Genomic DNA, 17399 nt, shown 5'->3' on the forward strand with positions numbered 1-17399 from the left:
CACAGCGTGAACACGCGCTCGACCGCCTGCGGGTAGGCGCTCGCGTAGGTCACGTGCGTCGGCACCTCGCGCACGCGGCCGGTCTGCAGCGCGTCGTGCACCGGCGGCAAGTGATACGCGAGCGCGTCCCAGCCCCACGACTCGAGCGACAGCGCGGCCAGCGACGCCAGCGCGACCGCGACCGCGCCCGCGACGGCCGCGAGCGCCCACGGCCCCTGCACGGCGGTCACGCTCGCGCGCGCCAGCGCGGCCAGATCGGCCGCCGCCGCGCGCAGGCCCGCTCGCCGCGTCACCGCCGCCGCGAACACCAGGCAACCGACCAGCGCCACCGGGCCCGTCAGCCACCCGAGCGCCCCGAGCAGCTCGACGAGCCCGAGCGCCGCCGCGAGCGCGATCGTCAGGCCGAGGCACAGCCGCTCGCGCAGCGGGCCCCGCTCCGGCAGCAACATGGCCGCGAGGACATGTCCTCCGAGCCACAGAGCCGCGCCCCCGAGGGGCAGCCAGCCGACCACGGGCGGCACGGCGCCCCCGTCACCGCGTCAGCCACCGGCCGTTGCGCACCGTGACCAGCGACCAGGGGTAGATCCACTGCAGGCACAGGAACGCGAAGAACGCGTAGCCGACCCCGTACAGGAAGTCGGTGCTGCGCTCGGAGCGGAGCGTGTAGAGCGACTGCACCAGCGCGAACACCGAGATGGTCGCGATCAGGCGGAGGATGTCGAGCGGCGCCGCCAGCAGGTGCGTCACCGTCAGCGCGACCGCGAGGCACGCGAGCGGGACCTGCCCGAGCTCGAGCAGGATGTCGATCGTCGGCCACACGCGATCCTCGCCGCGCCAGCGGGTCGCCAGCACCGGCAGCAGCGTCAGCCCCTCGCGCAGGTTGCCCCGCTCCCACCGCAGGTACATCCGCGTCAGCCCGGCGTAGTGCGTCGGCACCAGCGTGTGGACGATCGCCGTAGATTGATAGACCGTGCGGTGGCCGCTGCGCAGCAACCAGGTCGTCAGCGCCCGATCCTCGCCGATCGTGCACGGCTCGCCGAGGAACGTCTGCGTCGCCCAGCGGTCGAGCACCGCCAGCACCGCCGATCGGCGATAGGCCGTGAGCGCCCCGGGGCAGCACAGCACCGCGCCGAAGCGCGACTGCGCGGCCCGCCCGAGGTCGAACGCGAGGAAGAACCGGATCGCCAGCAGGCGGGTGATGAGTCCGCTGTAGCGGTTGAGCACCAGCACTTTGCCGGCGACGGCGGCGACCCTCGCGTCGGCCAGCAGCGGCGCGACGATCTGGCGCAGCGCGTCGGGGTCGAGGCGCGAGTCGGAGTCGACGGTGACGACGACCTCGCCCGTCGCCGCCGAGAACCCCGCGCGCAGGGCCTCGCGCTTGCCGCCGTTCTTCGGCATCCGGATCGCGCGGACCACGTCCGGGTGCTCGCTGGCGATCCGTTGGATGTGCGTCCAGGTGTCGTCGGTCGAGCCGTCGTCGATCGCGAGGATCTCGAGCCGGTCGCGCGGGTAGTCGCCGACGAGGATCGATCCGAGCGCCACCCCCACCATCGGCCCCTCGTTGTACGCCGGCACGACCACCGTGCAGCGCGGCAGGCCCTCCTGCCGCGCCGGCGTCGGCCGGTACAGCAGCGAGAACGCCAGGGTCAGCGCCGCGTGGCCGAGCAGCAGCGCCGCGCTGGCGACGAGCACGCTGCGCAGCGCCGGCAGGGCCACCAGCTCGTCGAACTCGACGAGGAAGGGCGACAGCCCGTAGTGCAGCGGCACGGCGATGAGGCCGGCGAGCGCGCACACGATGGCCAGCTTCAGCAGCGGATCGACCGGCCCCGGCCGCCCGCGCCCCGCCTCGGGCATGGACCGGCCGAGGAGCGACTGCAGCCGCGCCGTCACCTGATTGCGGGCCGGGTTCGGCCGTCGCGTCAATTGGCGATGCATCGATGAAAACTCCGTCTTGGAATGCGAATGCACGGATGTGCGTTGAATGCTGCGTCCGAAATGCGCGGCGCACGCCACGAGGCGCGCAACACGCGCATTAGCCGAACACGGTCGCTCGGCCGCTGAAACGCCGTACTGACCGCTTTACAAGGCGATTCCTTCTTTCGCGAAAGAATTCGCGGCGATGATATGTCGCAACACTGCGATCATTCATCGCAATCACCACGGCGAATGCGCCATCGACCGGACCGAGCCATTACAGCCGCGAAAGAAACCCGGAATTCGAGCAAATGCGCGCCCGGCGGCATGATGCGATGAATGTCTTGTCGGCTCCCGGGCTCGTCCCCATGACGTCGATTTCGTCGACTTTCTACAATCAGCGAATCGCCATTCCCCGTATTGAGGTCATCGAAGCCGTATGCCCCGATCGCGCTTCAGGCCCCGCGATCGCTGAACACAGGGGTTTGCCCCCAATCCCAGGAATGCGAGGAGTCGCGCGACATCCCCTCGCATTCACCCGGACGCCTGTACGAGTCCGAGAAGCGCGACGGCCCGCAGCCATCGTCGCGTCACGATCGAGCGCCGGCTACGCCCCCCAGAGGTCCGTCCGAGGGATGGCCGGCCCCGGCCGTCCCTCGGGCGGAGTGCACCTGCTCGAAGAGACAGCCACCAACGAAGCCCGCGACCGGCGATCGGGCCACCCACGAGTGGGCCGTGCCAGCGGTCGGGGATGCGGTCCTCCGACCATCCGCAGCGAGATGGGCCCGACGAAGGAGGGTCCATCCGCGAGGACTGGGCGGAGGACCGCATCCCCGACCGCTAGCGAGGCGCATTCGGCAGTTCGCGAAGCGAGCACGCCCATGAACCTGCCCTCCCGAACCTGCCCTCCCGAACATGCCCGCACAGACAGCCCTCCGCGCGCCCTCGCAATGATGCTGATGTAGTCGCGCGTCGCTGCGCGCTCAGCTCACCACGGGCAGCTGCACGCGGCCGGCGTGGCCCGAGAACGGCACGCTCGCGTCCATCCGGATCTCCGGCAGCGGCGCCCCGTCGTCGACCCATCGCACCCCGTAGAGCGTGTCGCGCTCGACCGCCACGCGCCCGGCCTCGCGGATCAGGCGCACCAGCTCCGCGCGGGCCAGCGCCATCGGCGTGTCGGCGCCGGCCATGTGGTAGATCTTCTCCTCCTGCACCGTCCCGTCGACGTCGTCGACGCCGAAGCTCAGCGCGATCTGGGCCGTCTTGACCCCGATCATCACCCAGTACGCCTTGATGTGCGGGATGTTGTGCAGCATCAGCCGGCCGACCGCGTACGTGCGCAGGTCGTCGACGCCGGTCGGCTCGGGCAGCTTGCGGAAGTCGTTGTGCTCGTTGTGGAACGCCAGCGGGATGAAGGTCTGGAACCCGCCGGTCTCGGCCTGCAGCTCGCGCAGCGCCAGCATGTGCTCGACCCGCTCCTCGAGCGTCTCGACCGTCCCGTACAGCATCGTGCAGTTGGTGCGCAGGCCGAGGCGGTGGGCCGTGCGATGGACCTCGAGCCACTGCTGCGCGTCGGCCTTGTCGCGGCAGATCTTGCGACGCACGCGATCGGCGAAGATCTCGGCCCCGCCGCCCGGCATGCTGCCGAGGCCGGCCTCGATCAGCGCGCGCAGCACCTGCTCGTAGGTCATCCCGTACTTCTCGGCGAAGTAGTGGATCTCGACCGCCGTGTACGCCTTCAGGTGCACGTCCGGGCGCAGATCCTTCAGGCCGCGCAGGATGTCGGTGTAGTACGAGAACGGCACCCCCGGGTGGAGGCCGTTGACCAGGTGGACCTCGGTGATCGGCTGGTGCGCGCGCTCGATCAGCTTCTGCCGCACCTGCTCGACCGTCATCGTGTACGCCTGCGGCATGTCCGGGGTCAGCCGCGCGAACGAGCAGAACTTGCAGTCCGCCTCGCACACGTTGGTCGGGTTGATGTGCAGGTTGACGTTGAAGTAGGTGCGGTCGCCGTGCAGGCGCTCGCGGACCTCGTTGGCCAGCGCGCCGAGGGCCAGCAGGTCGCGGTGGCGGTACAGCGCCACCCCGTCGTCGCGGTCGAGCGGCTCGCCGGCGCGGACCTTGGCGGCGATCGCGGCGAAGCTGCGCTCGCCCGCGTGCACGGCGGGCGCGGACGGACCGGCCTGGGGCGCGTCGGCGCGGGCATCGAGGTCGGCGGCGGACGGACGGGCGGCGGGATCGCTCATGGCAATGTCTCCGAGGTCATGTCGTGAAGGACAGGTTCAAGCCCGGCCCGCTCGATCAGCGCGGCCAGGCCGGCGGGCGTCGCCTCGTCGGGGCGGGGTACGCCCGCCAGCGGCAGCTTGCGCGCGGCCGCCAGCGGCCCCGCCAGCGTGTCCGCGCCGAAGCCGAGCGCGACCTGGGCCAGGCGGATGCCGAGCAGGTCGTGCCGCGCCTCGACGCGGACCCGGCCCGGCAGCGCCAGCCGGGCGGCCGCGATCAGGTGCAGGCGCAGCAGCCCGCCCGCGCGGGCGCAGTACGGCGCGAGCGACAGGCCATCGGGAGCGGCCGCCGCCAGCCGGACCAGGTACGCGAAGTACGCGTCGAGCCGCGCGCGATCGACCTGCAGCACCACGCGATCGCCGGGCCGCAGCGCCTCCGGATCGGGCCACCCCGGATCGCCGGCCGCGCCGTCGCGCTCGGCGTTCGAGGCTGGCCCTTGAGGCATGTCGCCGGGGGCCTGCCCGTCGCGACCGGTCCCCGAGGACATGTCGCCCGCGCCCTGCCCCTTCGCACCGGTCGCGTCGGTCATGTCCCGCGAGACCTGGCCCGATCGACCTGTCGCCGCCGCCATGGCTGCCGAGACATGTCCGTCGGACCATCCAGGAAGATCGACCAGCGGCGGCGCGTCCGCGCGCAGCAGCGCCGCGACGGCCGGGGCCGCGTGGACGGGCGCGCCGCGGACCAGCACGCGGCGGCCGAATTGGGCGGCGCGGGTGGCCTGGGCGCGGGCGCCGGCCTCGGCCGGCAGATCGAACAGGCGCGCGAGCTCGGCGGGCGTCATGGGGCCTCCGGAGCGCCCCAGCGGCGCGTCAGCGCGACGCGGAGTCCGACGTGGTCGAGGGCGCGGGCGACCACGGTGTCGACGGCGTCGTCCAGCGTGCGGACGGCGCCGTAGAAGGACGGAACGGCCGGCAAGATGACCGCGCCGGCCTCGGTCGCGGCGACCATGTTGCGCAGGTGCACGAGGCTCAGCGGGGTCTCGCGCACGACCAGCACCAGCCGGCGCCGCTCCTTGAGCGCGACCTCGCAGGCGCGCGCCGCCAGGTCGTCGCCGCCGCCGTGGGCGACCCGGCTGAGCGCGCTCATCGAGCACGGCATCACCAGCACCGCGTCGGGCGCGTTGCTGCCGGACGCGAACGGGGCCGAGAAGTCGCCGCGGTCCCAGCGGCGCAGCCCGGCCACCGGCGGGGCCGCCGACCCGACCTCGCCCGCCGCGACCCTCGGTCCGCTCGGCGGGCGTCCGTCACGCCCCGCGATCACGCCCGAGCCGAAGAACTCCGTGGGCGGACTCGTCCGCGGCCTTGGCCCGCGCGGACCCGGCGCTCCGCTCCGCGACCGCCGCGTCGAGCTGCCCGTCGGCTCGCCCGCGCCGTGCGCCGGCCCGACCTCCGTCGACTCGCCCGCCCCGCTCGCGCCGTGCACCGGCTCGACCCCCGTCGACTCGCCCGACTCCGCCGACTCCCAGCCGGCCACGATCTCGTCCGGCATCGGCTCGCCGAGCTCGGTCTGCCACACCTGCGGCGCCGTGGCCGACGCGACCCAGTCGACCTGCAGGTCCGATCGGGCAGGTTCGTTCGGCCATGTCCCGGCGCGCAGGTCCGCGAGGACATGCAGCGCGCGGCGGGCGTAGATCGCCCCGCTCGCGCCGGTGACCACGACCACCAGCTTCACGCGCCACCTCGCGGCCGCTCGGCGCGGACGATCCCGGCCACCCCGCCGAACAGGCGCTGCTGCCCGATCACCTGCAGCCCGACCCGATCGAGCAGCGCGCAGTAGTCCTCGATCGTCACGAACGCGCCGATGCTGCGCGGCAGGTAGAGGTAGGCCCCGAGGTTGCCGGTCGCCGCCCAGCCGACCACCGGCAGCACCGTGCGGTTGTAGCAGGCGTGGAACGCCCGCGAGAACAGCCCGCGCGGGCGGAAGAACTCGAGCACCGTCAGCCGCCCGCCGGGGCGCAGCACGCGGAGCTGCTCGCGCGTGGCCGTCTCCAGGTCGCTGAGGTTGCGCGCCCCGAACGCGCAGAACACCGCGTCGAACGCCGCGTCGGGCTCCGGCAGCGCGTGCGCGTCCATCTCGCGGGCGACCAGCCGCTCGCGCGCCGCTCCCCGCAGCTTGGCCTCGCCGACGGCGAGCATCCCGGCGGAGAAGTCGCCGCCGACGATGTCGGCCTGCGGGTAGCGGCGGTGCAGCTCGAGCGTCGAGTCGAGCGTGCCGGCGCAGAGGTCGAGGATCCGCGCCCGCAGCGGCCCGTCCGCGGCGGCGTGCGAGCCCTCGACCACGACGCTCCCGGGCGCGACGCCGCCGCGCGACCCGTCGTCGGCGCACGACCCCGGCAGCACCTCGGCGACCGCGCTGCGGCGCCACAGCACGTCGATGCCGAGGCTCATCCACCGGTTCGCTCGGTCGTAGCCGCGGGCGATGTCGGTGAACATACCTTGCACGCGGGCGCCGTGGGCGTCGATCGCGGCCACGGTCTCGGCGAGCGGGGCGGGCTGGGTCATCGGGTCCTCGAAGCGGTCGGGTGAGGCGTCGAACGGCTCGATCGGGCGGGTACGTCGCGCCGGGACATTCGGACAGGTGCGTTACGACAGGTCGGTCGGGACAGGGTGAAGCGGACAGGTGTCTTGCGACAGGTCGGTCGGGACAGGAATGTCGGAACAGGGTGAAGCGGACAGGTGTCTTGCGACAGGGAGGAAACGACAGGAACTTTGCGACAGGCGCGCGCCGCGAGCCTCAACTGACCCGGCGCGACACGCTGCGGGCCAGCTCGACCAGGGCGTCGCGCGCGGACGACGGCGGCAGCTCGGCCAGCTGGGCGACCGCGGCCTCGGCGTGGGCCTCGGCCGCCCGGGCCGCCAGCTCGACCCCGGGCGAGGCGGCGACGCGGGCGACGATCGCGTCGGCCGCCTCGGCCGCGACCGGCGGGCCGTGGGCGAGCAGCTGCGCGACCGCCCGCGCGAGCCCCGGATCGCGCTCGCAGGCGAGGATCAGCGGCAGCGTCAGCTTGCCGTCGCGCAGGTCCTGGCCGTGGGTCTTGCCGGTGTCGTGGAGGGCCCCGGCGTAGTCGAGCACGTCGTCGGCGATCTGGAACGCGTAGCCGATCTCGAGCCCGTAGCGGTGCAGCGCCGCCGCGTGCTCGGGCGCCGGCAGACCGCCGAGGCTGGCGCCCCAGGCGATCAGCGCCGCGGTCTTGCGCTCGATGACGAGGTAGTAGCGGGCCTTGTCGAGCGCCGGGTCGCCGGCGATCTCCAGCTGCGCCACCTCGCCCTCGGCCATCCGCGTGACCGCGTCGGACAGCGTCTGCACCGCCTGCAGGCGGCCCGAGTAGGCGATCGCCTGCAGCGCGCGCGCGAGGCAGAAGTCGCCGGTCAGGACCGCCATGCCGTTGCCGTACTGCAGGCGCGCGGTCGGGCGCCCGCGGCGGAATTCGCCGGCGTCGATGACGTCGTCGTGGAGCAGCGTCGCGGTGTGCAGCAGCTCGCCGACGGCCGCGACGGTGATCCGCACCGGGTCGATGAAGTTGGCCGCGCGCGCGGCCAGCAGCGTGACCAGCGGGCGGAACCGCTTGCCGCCGGCGAACGCGAGCTGACCGCCGAGCTCGGGGATGATCGCGATCGACGACTGCAGGAGCTGCTCGAGCCGGGCCTCCACCTCGACGAGCTCGCCGGCGACGAGGCCGATGGCCTGCTCGAGCGCCGTTCCTTGGGTAGCGGGCGAGGACTGCAGGGCTGCGTGCGTGGCCGGACGTGTCATTGGCAGGCGGCGCGGCGCGGCGCCGCAGGTGCGAGAGGATGCCAGAAACGCGCGGGCGGCTCACCTCGGCGCCGGGCCTCGAGGCGGCCATTTCCTCACGCGGGGCGCAGATCGGCCCCGTCGCCGGCGAGATTTTGCCGCGGCCCGGGGCGAAGATCCGCGCCCGTGACGCCGCGCCGCGGACGCCCGCAGGGGCGCGAGAGGCCGCCCGGCCGCCGGAATTGGGAATGCGGCGCGGACGCGCTAGGTTGTCCCGGCGATGCCAGACACCGCAACGGGACCCGAGCCGCGACCTGCGCGCGGCGAGTCGCTGTGGATCGCCGCCGGCGCTGCGGTGCTCGGCGTGTTGCTCGGCGGGGTCGCGGTGCTGGTCGGCATCCAGACCGCGCCGCCGATCGCACCTGTCCCTGCCGACAGCTCGCCCGCGCCGGTGCCCGTCCCTGCCCTGCCGCCGGCCGCCGCCGCGCCGGTGTGCGACTGCCCCGAGGCCAGCGGCCCCGGCGGCCCCAGCCTGGTCGAGGCGGTCGAGCACACGCGCGACGCCGTCGTCACGCTCACCGGCGCCGACGCGCTGGGCGCCGGCGTCCTGGTCGATGAGACAGGTCTGGTCCTCACCAACTACCACGTCGTCGCCGGCCAGATCCGCGAGCCGCGGCAGCGCGTCCTCGGCGGCGTGACCGAGGCCGGCGGCCTGGCCCAGCAGCCGGTGCGGGCCCGCTTCGTCGACGGCCGCGAGCTGCCGGCCGAGCTGCTGGTCGCCGACCCCGACCGCGACATCGCCCTGCTGCGCCTCCTCCCCGCCGACAACGCCGAGAGGTTCCCGTTCGCCGCCCGCGGCCGCTCGCACGAGCTGCGCGTCGGCGAGACCGTGTTCGCCGTCGGCAACCCGCTCGGCCTCGAGCACAGCGTGGCCCAGGGCATCGTCGCCGCGGTCAACCGCACCGGCCTCTCGCGCAGCCGGCAGACCCCGCTCCTCCAGCTCGACGCGGCCATCAACCTCGGCAACTCCGGCGGCCCGATCTTCAACCTCCGCGGCCAGCTCGTCGGCATCACCACCGCCACGCTCGAGCGCGCCCAGGGCATCGCCTTCGCCATCCCCATCGACCACATCGCCGCCTTGCTCGAGGCCCTGCGCGCCGGCCACGGCGCCCGCTCCGGCCAGGTCGGCGCCGAGGTCGCGCCCGACGGCGCCCTCGACGACCACGCCCGCGCGCTCGGCTACGCGAACGGCCTCCGCGTCAGCCGCGTGCTGCCCGGCCGCCCCGCCGACGCCGCCGGCCTGCGCAAGGACGACCTCATCGTCGAGGCCCAGGGCCAGCGCTTCGACTCCTTCGGCACCGGCCCCGAAGCCCAGCTGCGCCTCGCCCACCACTTCGTGTCCACCGTCCGCGGCCTGCTCCCCGGCGAGGTCCTGAACCTCACCGTCGTCCGCGGCAAGAACCGCCTGACCTTCACCATCCCGGTCGCCGCCGCCCCGCCCGATCAGCAGGTCCTCATCGACGCCGACGCCCTGCTCGGCCTCCGCCTCGACGAGTCGCGCCGCGAGCCGATCGTCAAGGAGCTGCGCCCCGACGCCCCGATCTCGCGCTCCCGCGGCCGCGAGCTGCTCCGCAACGCCCGCGTGTCCGAGATCGCCGGCATCCCCGTCGAGAGCCGCGACGACCTCGGCCCGCTGCTCACCGAGCTGCGCCAGATCGGCCGCTTCGCCGCCGTCCAGGTCGGCTTCGTCCTCGCCGACGGCCGCACCCTGCGCGTGCGCGACTTCCCGGTCTCGCCGGATTGAGCCTGGCGGTTCGGGCCTGTCCCGGCGGACATGCCCGAACCAGCATGTCCGCGATCGCATGTCCGCCTCGACATGCCCGATCGCGCAGCCCGCCCGGCGCTCGCCTGCGCCGCCTTCGTGCCCGTCCGCGCGAGCGGCCCGCGGTGCGTCGTCACTGTCACTCGAGGCGCCGGGCCTCGCCGCGCCGGTGCGCGCTCAGGTCGCCGACAGCCCGGTCTTGAGCCACACGCCCATCCGCTGCGGCGTGATCACCCCGCCGACGCGCCGCAGGTCGACCACGCCCTCGTCGTCGCGCTCGAGCGCCCCGAGCTCGACCTCGAGCCGCAGCAGCACCGCCGACACGAACGCCTCCGCGTGCTGCGGCGCCCCGATCGCCAGGCAACGCTTGCGCAGGTCGACCGCCAACGCCGGGGCCAGGCGACCGCCGACGAGCAGATGCTCGGCTGCCCACGCCAGGTCGTCGGCGTCGACCGGGGCGAACCTCGCGGCTGTCTCTTCGGACATCCCGGGCAGCTGCCGGCGCAGCGCCGCGGTGCGCACCAGATCGCCGAGCGTGAGGCGCTCGGGCTCGTCGACGCGGCCGACCCACTGCGGATCGATCGCGTAGCCGCGCGGGTCGAAGGTCAGGGCCGCCAGGGCGGCCGACTGGGCCAGCAGCTCGGTCGCGCGGGCGACGTCGCGGAGGCCCGCGATCGGCCGCACCCCGCCGCTCGCGGTCTCGATCGGCAGCTCCGGCAGCCACCGCGACAGCGACTCGAGCGCCGGACCCCACGGGCGGTCGAGCAGCGAGCCGATCTTCGTCAGCGACACCCGCCCCTCGCGGTGCAGCGCCAGCGCCGTCTTGCGCAGCGTCGCCAGCGGCCCGTAGCCGACGCGGAACACCCCGCGCAGGCCGAGCGCGGCGATCCGGCCGGCCAGGAACGCGTCGACCTCGGGCGCCGGCAAGCCGAGCCCCGCGAGCAGCACCTCGAGCCCGAGGCTCACCGTCGCCTCGGCCTGGTGGAACGCCCGCTCCTGCGCCTTCGCGTCGCCGGGCTCGCTGCGCTGGGCCGACATCAGCTCGTTGACCAGCAGGGCGAACTCGCGCGCGCGCACGCCCTGCTCGCCCGCGCCGAGGCCGCCGAGGACCCGGCGCAGCAGCCCCGACGTCGCCGACGGGAACGCCACCAGCGGCGCCTCGCCGACGACCGCCGCCGGCGCCGCCGGGACCGCCGCTTCCCGGGCCGACTTGGCGTCGAGCGGGCGGAACAACTTCATGGCCTCCTCCCACTCGACGAACCCGAGGTCGGCGAGGCGACCGCTGCGCCAGCGCAGCAGATCTTCCTCGAGCTGGGCCGGCATCGCCCCGCGCAGCGACAGCGACAGCCGATGCCCCGTCTGCAGGTCGTCGGCGTAGACGCGCTCGAGCACGTGGATGACGCGGTGTCCGAGGTCGTTGTCGGGCACCGCGACGATGAAGCCGCCGTCGGGCGTCTCGTAGGAGAACAGCGCGTCGACGGCCGCGAGCGCCTGCTCGCGTTGCTCGACGTCGTCGGGGTCGAGCTCGTACACCGCCGTGCCCGGGAGCAGCGCCATCGTCCACATCTCCGGGTCCATGTCCTCGATGATGTTGCGCAGCTGCCCGCGCGGCTTGCCGGCGAGCGCGTAGGCGTCGGCGATCGCCACCAGCCAGGCGCGCGCCTTGTCGACCGCGATCCGATCGCGCGACCAGCCGTCGAGGTCGAGCAGCGCCGTCAGCTGCTCGGGCGACGCGTGCGGCAGCAGCAGGTCGAGTCGATCTTCCTCGCGCAGGCCGCGGGCGATCTGCACGAACGCCGTCGGCGGCAGCCGCGGGACGAACTCGGCGAGGTCGTCGCGCTGCTCGAGCACGAGCGGGTCGCGCTGCACGCTGGCGAGGTCGTGGCCGGCGCGGGAGAGCTCTGCGGGCGAGGTCATCGGCGGGAAGGTATCATCGCCGCACGGCCGTGCCACCCCGCCACCCGACCATCGCCAGCGCTCTCGGCCAGGTTCGCCGCAGCCTCCGCGCCGCCGGGCCGCCGCGGCGGATCCTCGTCGCCTGCTCGGGCGGCGCCGATTCGACCGCGCTCCTCGGCCTGCTGCGACTGCTCGCGCGCGACGCGGAGCTCGAGCTGGTGGTCGCGCACGTCGATCACGGCCTGCGCCGCGAGTCGGCCGACGAGGCCGCGGGGGTCGCGCGAATGGCGGCGCAGATGGGCCTCGTGGGCGTCGCCACGCGCCTGTCCCTTACGCCAGGTCCGGGCCTGCCCGCGCGCGCCCGCGAGGCCCGACGCGCCGCGCTGCAGGCCTTCGCCGATGGGCACGCCTGCGATGCGATCGCTCTCGGTCACACCGCCACCGATCAGGCCGAGACCTTGCTCATGCACGCCGCACGCGGCTGCGGCCTCGAGGGTCTGGCCGCCATGCGGCCGTGGGAGGCGCCGTGGCTGCGGCCGCTGCTCGGGCTCTCGCGCGGCCTGACCCGGGAGCTGTGCGATCGCATGGCGCTGCCGTTCGTCGACGACCCGACCAACAGCGACGAGGAGCAGCCGCGCGTGCGGGTGCGCGAGCGCGTGCTCCCGCTGCTGCGCGCCGGCAACCCGCGCGTCGAACAGGCGCTCGTGTGTCTCGCCACACACGCCGCCGACGCGGAGGAGGCGCTGTCCGCCTGGGCCGAGCGCGAGGAGGCCGCGCGGCGGCGAGGCCCTGCGACCTGCTGGTCGACGGACGATCTGCACGTCTTGCCGCGAGCGGTGCGGACCCGGGTCGTGCGCCGGATCTGCGGCCTCGGGGGCGCCGACCTCGGGGCGCTGCGGGCGGCCGTGATCGAGGACATCGACCGCGCCGTGATGGCGCGCGCCGCAGCGCTGGGGGGCACGGACGCCGTGCTCCGGCCCCATGTCTGGGACCTGCGCCCGGGCTTGCGCGTGCGCCTGGACCGCCTGGGCCTCACGCTCGCGCGGGCCGCTCCCGGCGCAGAGATCCCCGCGCCTCACGACCACTAGCGCCGGGACCAGCGGCCCCGACGCGCGCGATCCGGGCCGCCGCGGCTGGCCGGGCGATCCGTCTTCCGCTATGCTCGCAAAGCTCCAGGCTCGGCTCTGGAACCTTCTCACCGTGAAACAGCAGACCAAGACCCTCCTGGTGTGGCTCGGCCTTATCGTGGGCGTGCTCGCGCTGGCCAACATGTTCAACACGAGCCACGAGGTGGTCAACATCTCGTACGCCAAGTTCGTCGAGACGGTCGACCGCGACTGGGGGTCGCTCAAACACAGCTCGAACATGGTGATCGCGGTTCACCCGAGCTACGTCGACATCTCGTACGACCTCGACGGCAAGACCTACCAGGCCACCGGCCCCGTCGCCGAGAACCTCTACCAAAAGCTCAGCGAGAAGCAGATCGACTACCGCGTCGAGCCCGAAGAGGACAGCGCGCTGCTGCAGTTCGCGCTGATGTACCTGCCGCTGATCTTCATCGTCGTGCTGATGGTCGTGTTCATGCGCCAGATGCAGGCCGGCGGCGGGCGGGCGATGAACTTCGGCAAGAGCAAGGCGCGCCTGCTCAACGAGCACCAGAACAAGGTCACGTTCAAGGACGTCGCCGGCGTCGACGAGGCCCGCGAGGACGTCGAGGAGATCATCGACTTCCTCCGCGACACGCGGAAGTACCTGCGCGTCGGCGGCCGGATCCCCAAGGGCGTGCTGCTGATGGGCCCTCCGGGCACCGGCAAGACCCTGCTCGCCAAGGCCATCGCCGGCGAGGCGGGCGTCGCCTTCTTCAGCATCAGCGGCTCCGACTTCGTCGAGATGTTCGTCGGCGTCGGCGCCTCGCGCGTGCGCGACCTGTTCGAGCAGGGCAAGAAGAACGCCCCCTGCATCATCTTCATCGACGAGATCGACGCCGTCGGTCGCCACCGCGGCACCGGCCTCGGCGGCGGTCACGACGAGCGCGAGCAGACGCTGAACCAGCTGCTCGTCGAGATGGACGGCTTCGAGAGCAACGACGGCGTCATCCTCGTCGCCGCCACCAACCGCCCCGACGTCCTCGACCCCGCCCTGCTCCGCCCCGGCCGCTTCGACCGCCGGATCATCGTCGGCCTGCCCGACGTGCGCGGCCGCGAGGCGATCCTCAAGGTCCACACCCGCAAGGTCCCGGTCGACGACAACGTCGACGTCAGCCTCATCGCCCGCGGCACGCCCGGCTTCTCCGGCGCCGACCTCGAGAACCTCGTCAACGAGGCCGCCCTCATGGCCGCCCGCGGCGGCCGCGACCGCGTCCACGAGGACGACTTCGACCGCGCCAAGGACAAGGTCCTGATGGGCTCCGAGCGCAAGAGCGCCATCATCTCCGAGAAGGAGCGCTGGACCACCGCGTGGCACGAGGCCGGCCACACCCTCGTGGCGATGAGCCTGCCCAAGGAGCACGTCGACCCGATCCACAAGGTCACGATCATCCCCCGCGGCCGCGCCCTCGGCGTCACCCAGCAGCTGCCCGAGGAGGACCGCTACAGCCTCGACCGCGAGCAAGCCCTGGCCCAGATCGCCATCCTCATGGCCGGCCGGATCGCCGAAGAGATCGCGTTCAACGGCCAGAAGACCACCGGCGCCAGCAACGACATCGAACGCGCCACCGCCCTAGCGCGCAAGATGGTGTGCGAGTGGGGCATGAGCGACGAGCTCGGCCCGGTCGCCTACACCAAGGCCGAGAGCCAGCCGTTCCTCGGCCGCGAGCTCCAGCAGTCGCCCAACTACTCGGAGTCGACCGCGCAGGCGATCGACAGGACGATCCACGACATCGTCACCCGCCAGTACACGCACGCCAGGGAGCTGCTCACCACCAAGGCGGACGCCCTCCAGCGCCTCGCCAAGGCCCTGTTCGAGCGCGAGGTCCTGTCCGCCGTCGAGGTCGCCACCGTCATCGAGGGCCGCCCGCTGCCGCCGATCCGCCCCCGCAACAGCGCCCCCGTCGCCACCAGCGAGCCCAGCCGCAAGCCGGCCCCGGTGCCCCCGGGCGGCCTGGTCGCCGAGCCGTCCTGATCGCAGCGGCGCGCGCGAGACGGCCGGACCCGCGGGTCCGGCCGTTCTTGTTTGGTCGCCAGGACATGTCCCCCAGGGCATGCCCTCGACGACATGTCCCAAGTTCCTCGTGCGCGGCGCGCCGGCGACGAGGACATCTCTCGCGCCGCGCCGTCGTGGCTGGCCGCCGTTCAGCTCCCCGGCGCGCGGTCGGTCGGGCGCACCAGCGCCGTCGCCACCACCGCGGCGAGCATGAGCAGCGCCCCCGCCGGCACCACGAGGATCGGCGGCCCCGGGTCGGTCGGCCCGTGCGTGAGCCCGCCGGCCATGAACCCGGCGCCGACGAGCAGCGCGCCGAGCAGCGCCGCCGCGCGGATCTTGCCGGCCCACGGCTCGGGCGTGGCGAGCTGTCCGATCGACCAGGCGACCGCGAGGTTGACCAGCGCGAGCACGCCGCCGTGGGCGTGACCCAGCCGCAAGAACTCACGGCGCAGCGGATCGTCGACCCAGCCGCCCGCGCGCAACCCGATCATCGCCTCGAGCCACAGCCCCGAGGCGAGGAAGATCGCCAGCAGCGCGAGCGAGAGCCGGTGGTGCCGTTCGGCGCGCACCCGGGCAATCTAGCCGCACGACCGCTCGCCCGACAGATCTTCCGCGCGGGAATTCGCGTCGGACAAGGCCCGGCCGGCCCTCGTTCCCGAGGCCCCCTCGTCCGCCTCCGGGCCTCCGTGGCCGGGATGGAGGGCGCCGGCCGCACCTCTCACTCGCCGATCCACAGCACCGTGCGCTCCTGGCGGGCCTCGAGCACTTCGCGCTGCTCCGGCGTGAACGGCCCGCGCCCGAACGCCCCGCGCAACGCGTCGGCCGCGGGTACGCGCTGCTCGGCCTCGGCGTGCGGGTCGTAGGCGGCGACCAGCGCGGCCTGCTCCGGCGAGGCGAGCTTCCGCAGGGCGCGCCAGGCGAACCAGCGGACCGCCGGGTACTCGTCGTCGAGAGCGTCGGTGATCCAGGCCCGGCGCGCCGCCACGTCGACCGGCACCTCCGGTCGCGCGAGCGCGTGGATCGCCAGCACGCGCTGCAGCGGATCGCCGCCGGCCAGGTCGAGCTGCACGCGCGAGCCCCACGCCTCGTCCGGCGCCGGCGCCGGCAGCGGACCGGGACCAGGGAAGCCGAGCCGCGGCAGGGCCTCCGCCGCCCAGGTGCGGCTGCGGTCGACGTGGCACTGCGTGCACGCGTCCGGCTGATCGTGGCGGCCGATCCACGCCTGCGGGCGGGGCACCGCGATCCGGTGGCCGATCATCCCCTCGAGCAGCCCGTAGGTGATCCGCGGCGTGTGGCAGCCCTGGCACGTGACCTTTTCGCCATGTCCTCCGTGCCGTGCTCCAAGGGACAGGTCCTCGGGGACATGACACGAAGTGCAGGCGCGGTCGCCGAGCCGATCGGGTCGGACCTGCATGTCGGGCCGGTCGCCGTGCATCGCGTGGCAGTCGTCGCAGCCGAGCCCGCCCGCGCGGCCGTCCTGGTGGCACGGCGACAGCAGCAGGCCCTGGTACTCGTAGGCCGACAGCCGCGGCGTGCCGTCGGGCCAGAAGCGCTCGGAGAACAGCGCCTCGCCGCCGACGGTCGCGTCGCGGAAGATCGGCCGCGACACGCTCGCCAGGTCGGTGCCGGGGAGAAAGCCGTCCCCGTCGCGCAGCACCGCCGCGACGTCGGCGCTGATCCGGTTGCCGTGGCAGCGGCCGCACACCCCGCTCTCGTCGCGCGGCGACAGCCGCCCCGGGTGCGCGATCGATCCGTCCCCCGCCCCGCCGGTCAGCAGGCGGCGGAACGGATCGGCGTGCCGCTGCAGGTGCGCGCCGGCCGGCCCGTGGCAGGCCTCGCAGGCGATCCCGAGCTCGCCGACGGTGGTGTCGAAGCGAGGCGCGTCACCTGTCCCTTGCGCCATCCCCGGCCGCGGCTCGGTGTTGTGGCACAGCACGCAGTTGTCGTTCCAGCGGCTCAGGTGGCGCAGGTAGGCGTCGGCGTCGCCGCGCGCGCCCTCGGGCTCGAGGAACGCCGCGTTCATCGGGATCCACCGCGCGGTCGCGACGTGCCAGGCGACCGGCAGGCGCCACACCTCGCCGGGGCCGCCGCCGCGGTCGATCTGCGCCAGGTACTGCTGATAGCGATGGCTGCCGACCGTCATCACGACGTCGACGTCGAGCAACGGCGGACCGGACGCGCCTCCCTCGTCATCGATCGCCGCGACGCGCACGTGCGGGCGACCCTCGGCCGTGCGCGTCATCGTCGCGCGGAAGCCCAGGTGATCGACGTGCTCCCCGGCGAACGGCGCCAGCACGGCCGCGCCCTCGGCCCGCTGCGTCATCGTCCGGTGATAGCTACGCGCCCACGTGTCGTGCTGCGCCGGGTGACACGCGCGGCACGCGTCGGAGCCGGCCACCGCCGCGCCGCGCCGCTCGAGCGGCCCCCACGCGTCCGCCCGCCCCCCCGCGTACGCGAGGCCGGCGATCGCCGCGATCGACCACGCGAGCGCCGGCCCGAACACCAGCCCGCTCGCCAACCGCCGCGCTCGCAAGTCGCCCGTCCCGGTCTCGGCCCTCCCGTCGTCGCGTCGACGCGCGTCGAGCTCACGCGCCGCAGCGGACCCCGTCGC

The 17399-nt window shown here is 73.9% G+C and carries 12 protein-coding genes and 1 pseudogene; 3 read left to right on the forward strand and 10 right to left on the reverse strand.

Translation table 11 applies throughout. The annotated features are described in order from the left end of the window. The 7 genes and pseudogenes from K7C98_RS27740 to K7C98_RS27770 all read right to left on the reverse strand — a co-directional run. Window positions 1–521, reverse strand: a pseudogene (locus tag K7C98_RS27740) (hypothetical protein); the annotation flags it as partial. 10 nt (window positions 522–531) lie between these two features. Then, entirely contained in the window at window positions 532–1935 is a 1404-nt protein-coding gene (locus tag K7C98_RS27745; RefSeq protein WP_224194798.1) for a glycosyltransferase family 2 protein, read from the reverse strand. A gap of 962 nt (window positions 1936–2897) precedes the next feature. Further along, window positions 2898–4160, reverse strand: coding sequence for an aminofutalosine synthase MqnE (gene mqnE, locus K7C98_RS27750; RefSeq protein ID WP_224194799.1), 1263 nt, complete (start codon window positions 4158–4160; stop codon window positions 2898–2900). Further along, window positions 4157–4978, reverse strand: coding sequence for a hypothetical protein (locus tag K7C98_RS27755; RefSeq protein WP_224194800.1), 822 nt, complete (start codon window positions 4976–4978; stop codon window positions 4157–4159). Before K7C98_RS27755 ends, mqnE begins: the two co-directional genes overlap by 4 nt. Then, a complete protein-coding gene (locus tag K7C98_RS27760; protein WP_224194801.1) occupies window positions 4975–5868 on the reverse strand; it encodes a UbiX family flavin prenyltransferase in 894 nt (297 codons plus the stop codon). The genes K7C98_RS27755 and K7C98_RS27760 overlap by 4 nt, the downstream gene beginning before the upstream one ends. Further along, window positions 5865–6698 carry a class I SAM-dependent methyltransferase gene (locus K7C98_RS27765; protein WP_224194802.1) on the reverse strand — a complete coding sequence of 278 codons (834 nt, stop codon included), beginning with the start codon at window positions 6696–6698 and terminating at the stop codon, window positions 5865–5867. Before K7C98_RS27765 ends, K7C98_RS27760 begins: the two co-directional genes overlap by 4 nt. Window positions 6699–6930: 232 nt before the next feature. Beyond that, window positions 6931–7950: a polyprenyl synthetase family protein gene (locus tag K7C98_RS27770; RefSeq protein ID WP_224194803.1), complete on the reverse strand. Its 1020-nt coding sequence runs from the start codon at window positions 7948–7950 to the stop codon at window positions 6931–6933. A gap of 259 nt (window positions 7951–8209) precedes the next feature. Here K7C98_RS27770 and K7C98_RS27775 point away from each other — a divergent pair, with 259 nt between their 5' ends. Continuing rightward, a complete protein-coding gene (locus K7C98_RS27775) occupies window positions 8210–9733 on the forward strand; it encodes a S1C family serine protease (RefSeq protein WP_224194804.1) in 1524 nt (507 codons plus the stop codon). 195 nt (window positions 9734–9928) lie between these two features. Here the strand turns inward: K7C98_RS27775 and K7C98_RS27780 are convergent, their stop codons facing one another. After that, entirely contained in the window at window positions 9929–11668 is a 1740-nt protein-coding gene (locus K7C98_RS27780) for a DUF6178 family protein (protein WP_224194805.1), read from the reverse strand. A gap of 29 nt (window positions 11669–11697) precedes the next feature. Here K7C98_RS27780 and tilS point away from each other — a divergent pair, with 29 nt between their 5' ends. Next, on the forward strand, window positions 11698–12735 hold the full coding sequence (tilS, locus tag K7C98_RS27785; protein ID WP_224194806.1) for a tRNA lysidine(34) synthetase TilS: 1038 nt from the start codon (window positions 11698–11700) through the stop codon (window positions 12733–12735). Window positions 12736–12847: 112 nt separating this feature from the next. Beyond that, on the forward strand, window positions 12848–14767 hold the full coding sequence (gene ftsH / locus K7C98_RS27790; RefSeq protein WP_346660307.1) for an ATP-dependent zinc metalloprotease FtsH: 1920 nt from the start codon (window positions 12848–12850) through the stop codon (window positions 14765–14767). Window positions 14768–14937: 170 nt separating this feature from the next. Here the strand turns inward: ftsH and K7C98_RS27795 are convergent, their stop codons facing one another. Then, window positions 14938–15357 carry a hypothetical protein gene (locus K7C98_RS27795; RefSeq protein ID WP_224194807.1) on the reverse strand — a complete coding sequence of 140 codons (420 nt, stop codon included), beginning with the start codon at window positions 15355–15357 and terminating at the stop codon, window positions 14938–14940. Between the two features lie 149 nt (window positions 15358–15506). After that, on the reverse strand, window positions 15507–17306 hold the full coding sequence (locus K7C98_RS27800; protein ID WP_224194808.1) for a cytochrome c3 family protein: 1800 nt from the start codon (window positions 17304–17306) through the stop codon (window positions 15507–15509). Window positions 17307–17399 lie beyond the last annotated feature (93 nt).

It is taken from the genome of Nannocystis pusilla (genome assembly GCF_020073745.1).
Classification (GTDB): Bacteria; Myxococcota_A; Polyangia; order Nannocystales; family Nannocystaceae; genus Nannocystis; species Nannocystis radixulma.

Excerpts from the sequence above, each read along its gene's own strand:
- K7C98_RS27770 (WP_224194803.1), bottom strand. The coding sequence starts at position 7,950 with ATGACACGTCCGGCCACGCACGCAGCCCTGCAGTCCTCGCCCGCTACC.
- K7C98_RS27745 (WP_224194798.1), bottom strand. The coding sequence starts at position 1,935 with ATGCATCGCCAATTGACGCGACGGCCGAACCCGGCCCGCAATCAGGTG.
- K7C98_RS27765 (WP_224194802.1), bottom strand. The coding sequence starts at position 6,698 with ATGACCCAGCCCGCCCCGCTCGCCGAGACCGTGGCCGCGATCGACGCC.
- K7C98_RS27775 (WP_224194804.1), top strand. The coding sequence starts at position 8,210 with ATGCCAGACACCGCAACGGGACCCGAGCCGCGACCTGCGCGCGGCGAG.
- K7C98_RS27780 (WP_224194805.1), bottom strand. The coding sequence starts at position 11,668 with ATGACCTCGCCCGCAGAGCTCTCCCGCGCCGGCCACGACCTCGCCAGC.
- mqnE (WP_224194799.1), bottom strand. The coding sequence starts at position 4,160 with ATGAGCGATCCCGCCGCCCGTCCGTCCGCCGCCGACCTCGATGCCCGC.
- K7C98_RS27755 (WP_224194800.1), bottom strand. The coding sequence starts at position 4,978 with ATGACGCCCGCCGAGCTCGCGCGCCTGTTCGATCTGCCGGCCGAGGCC.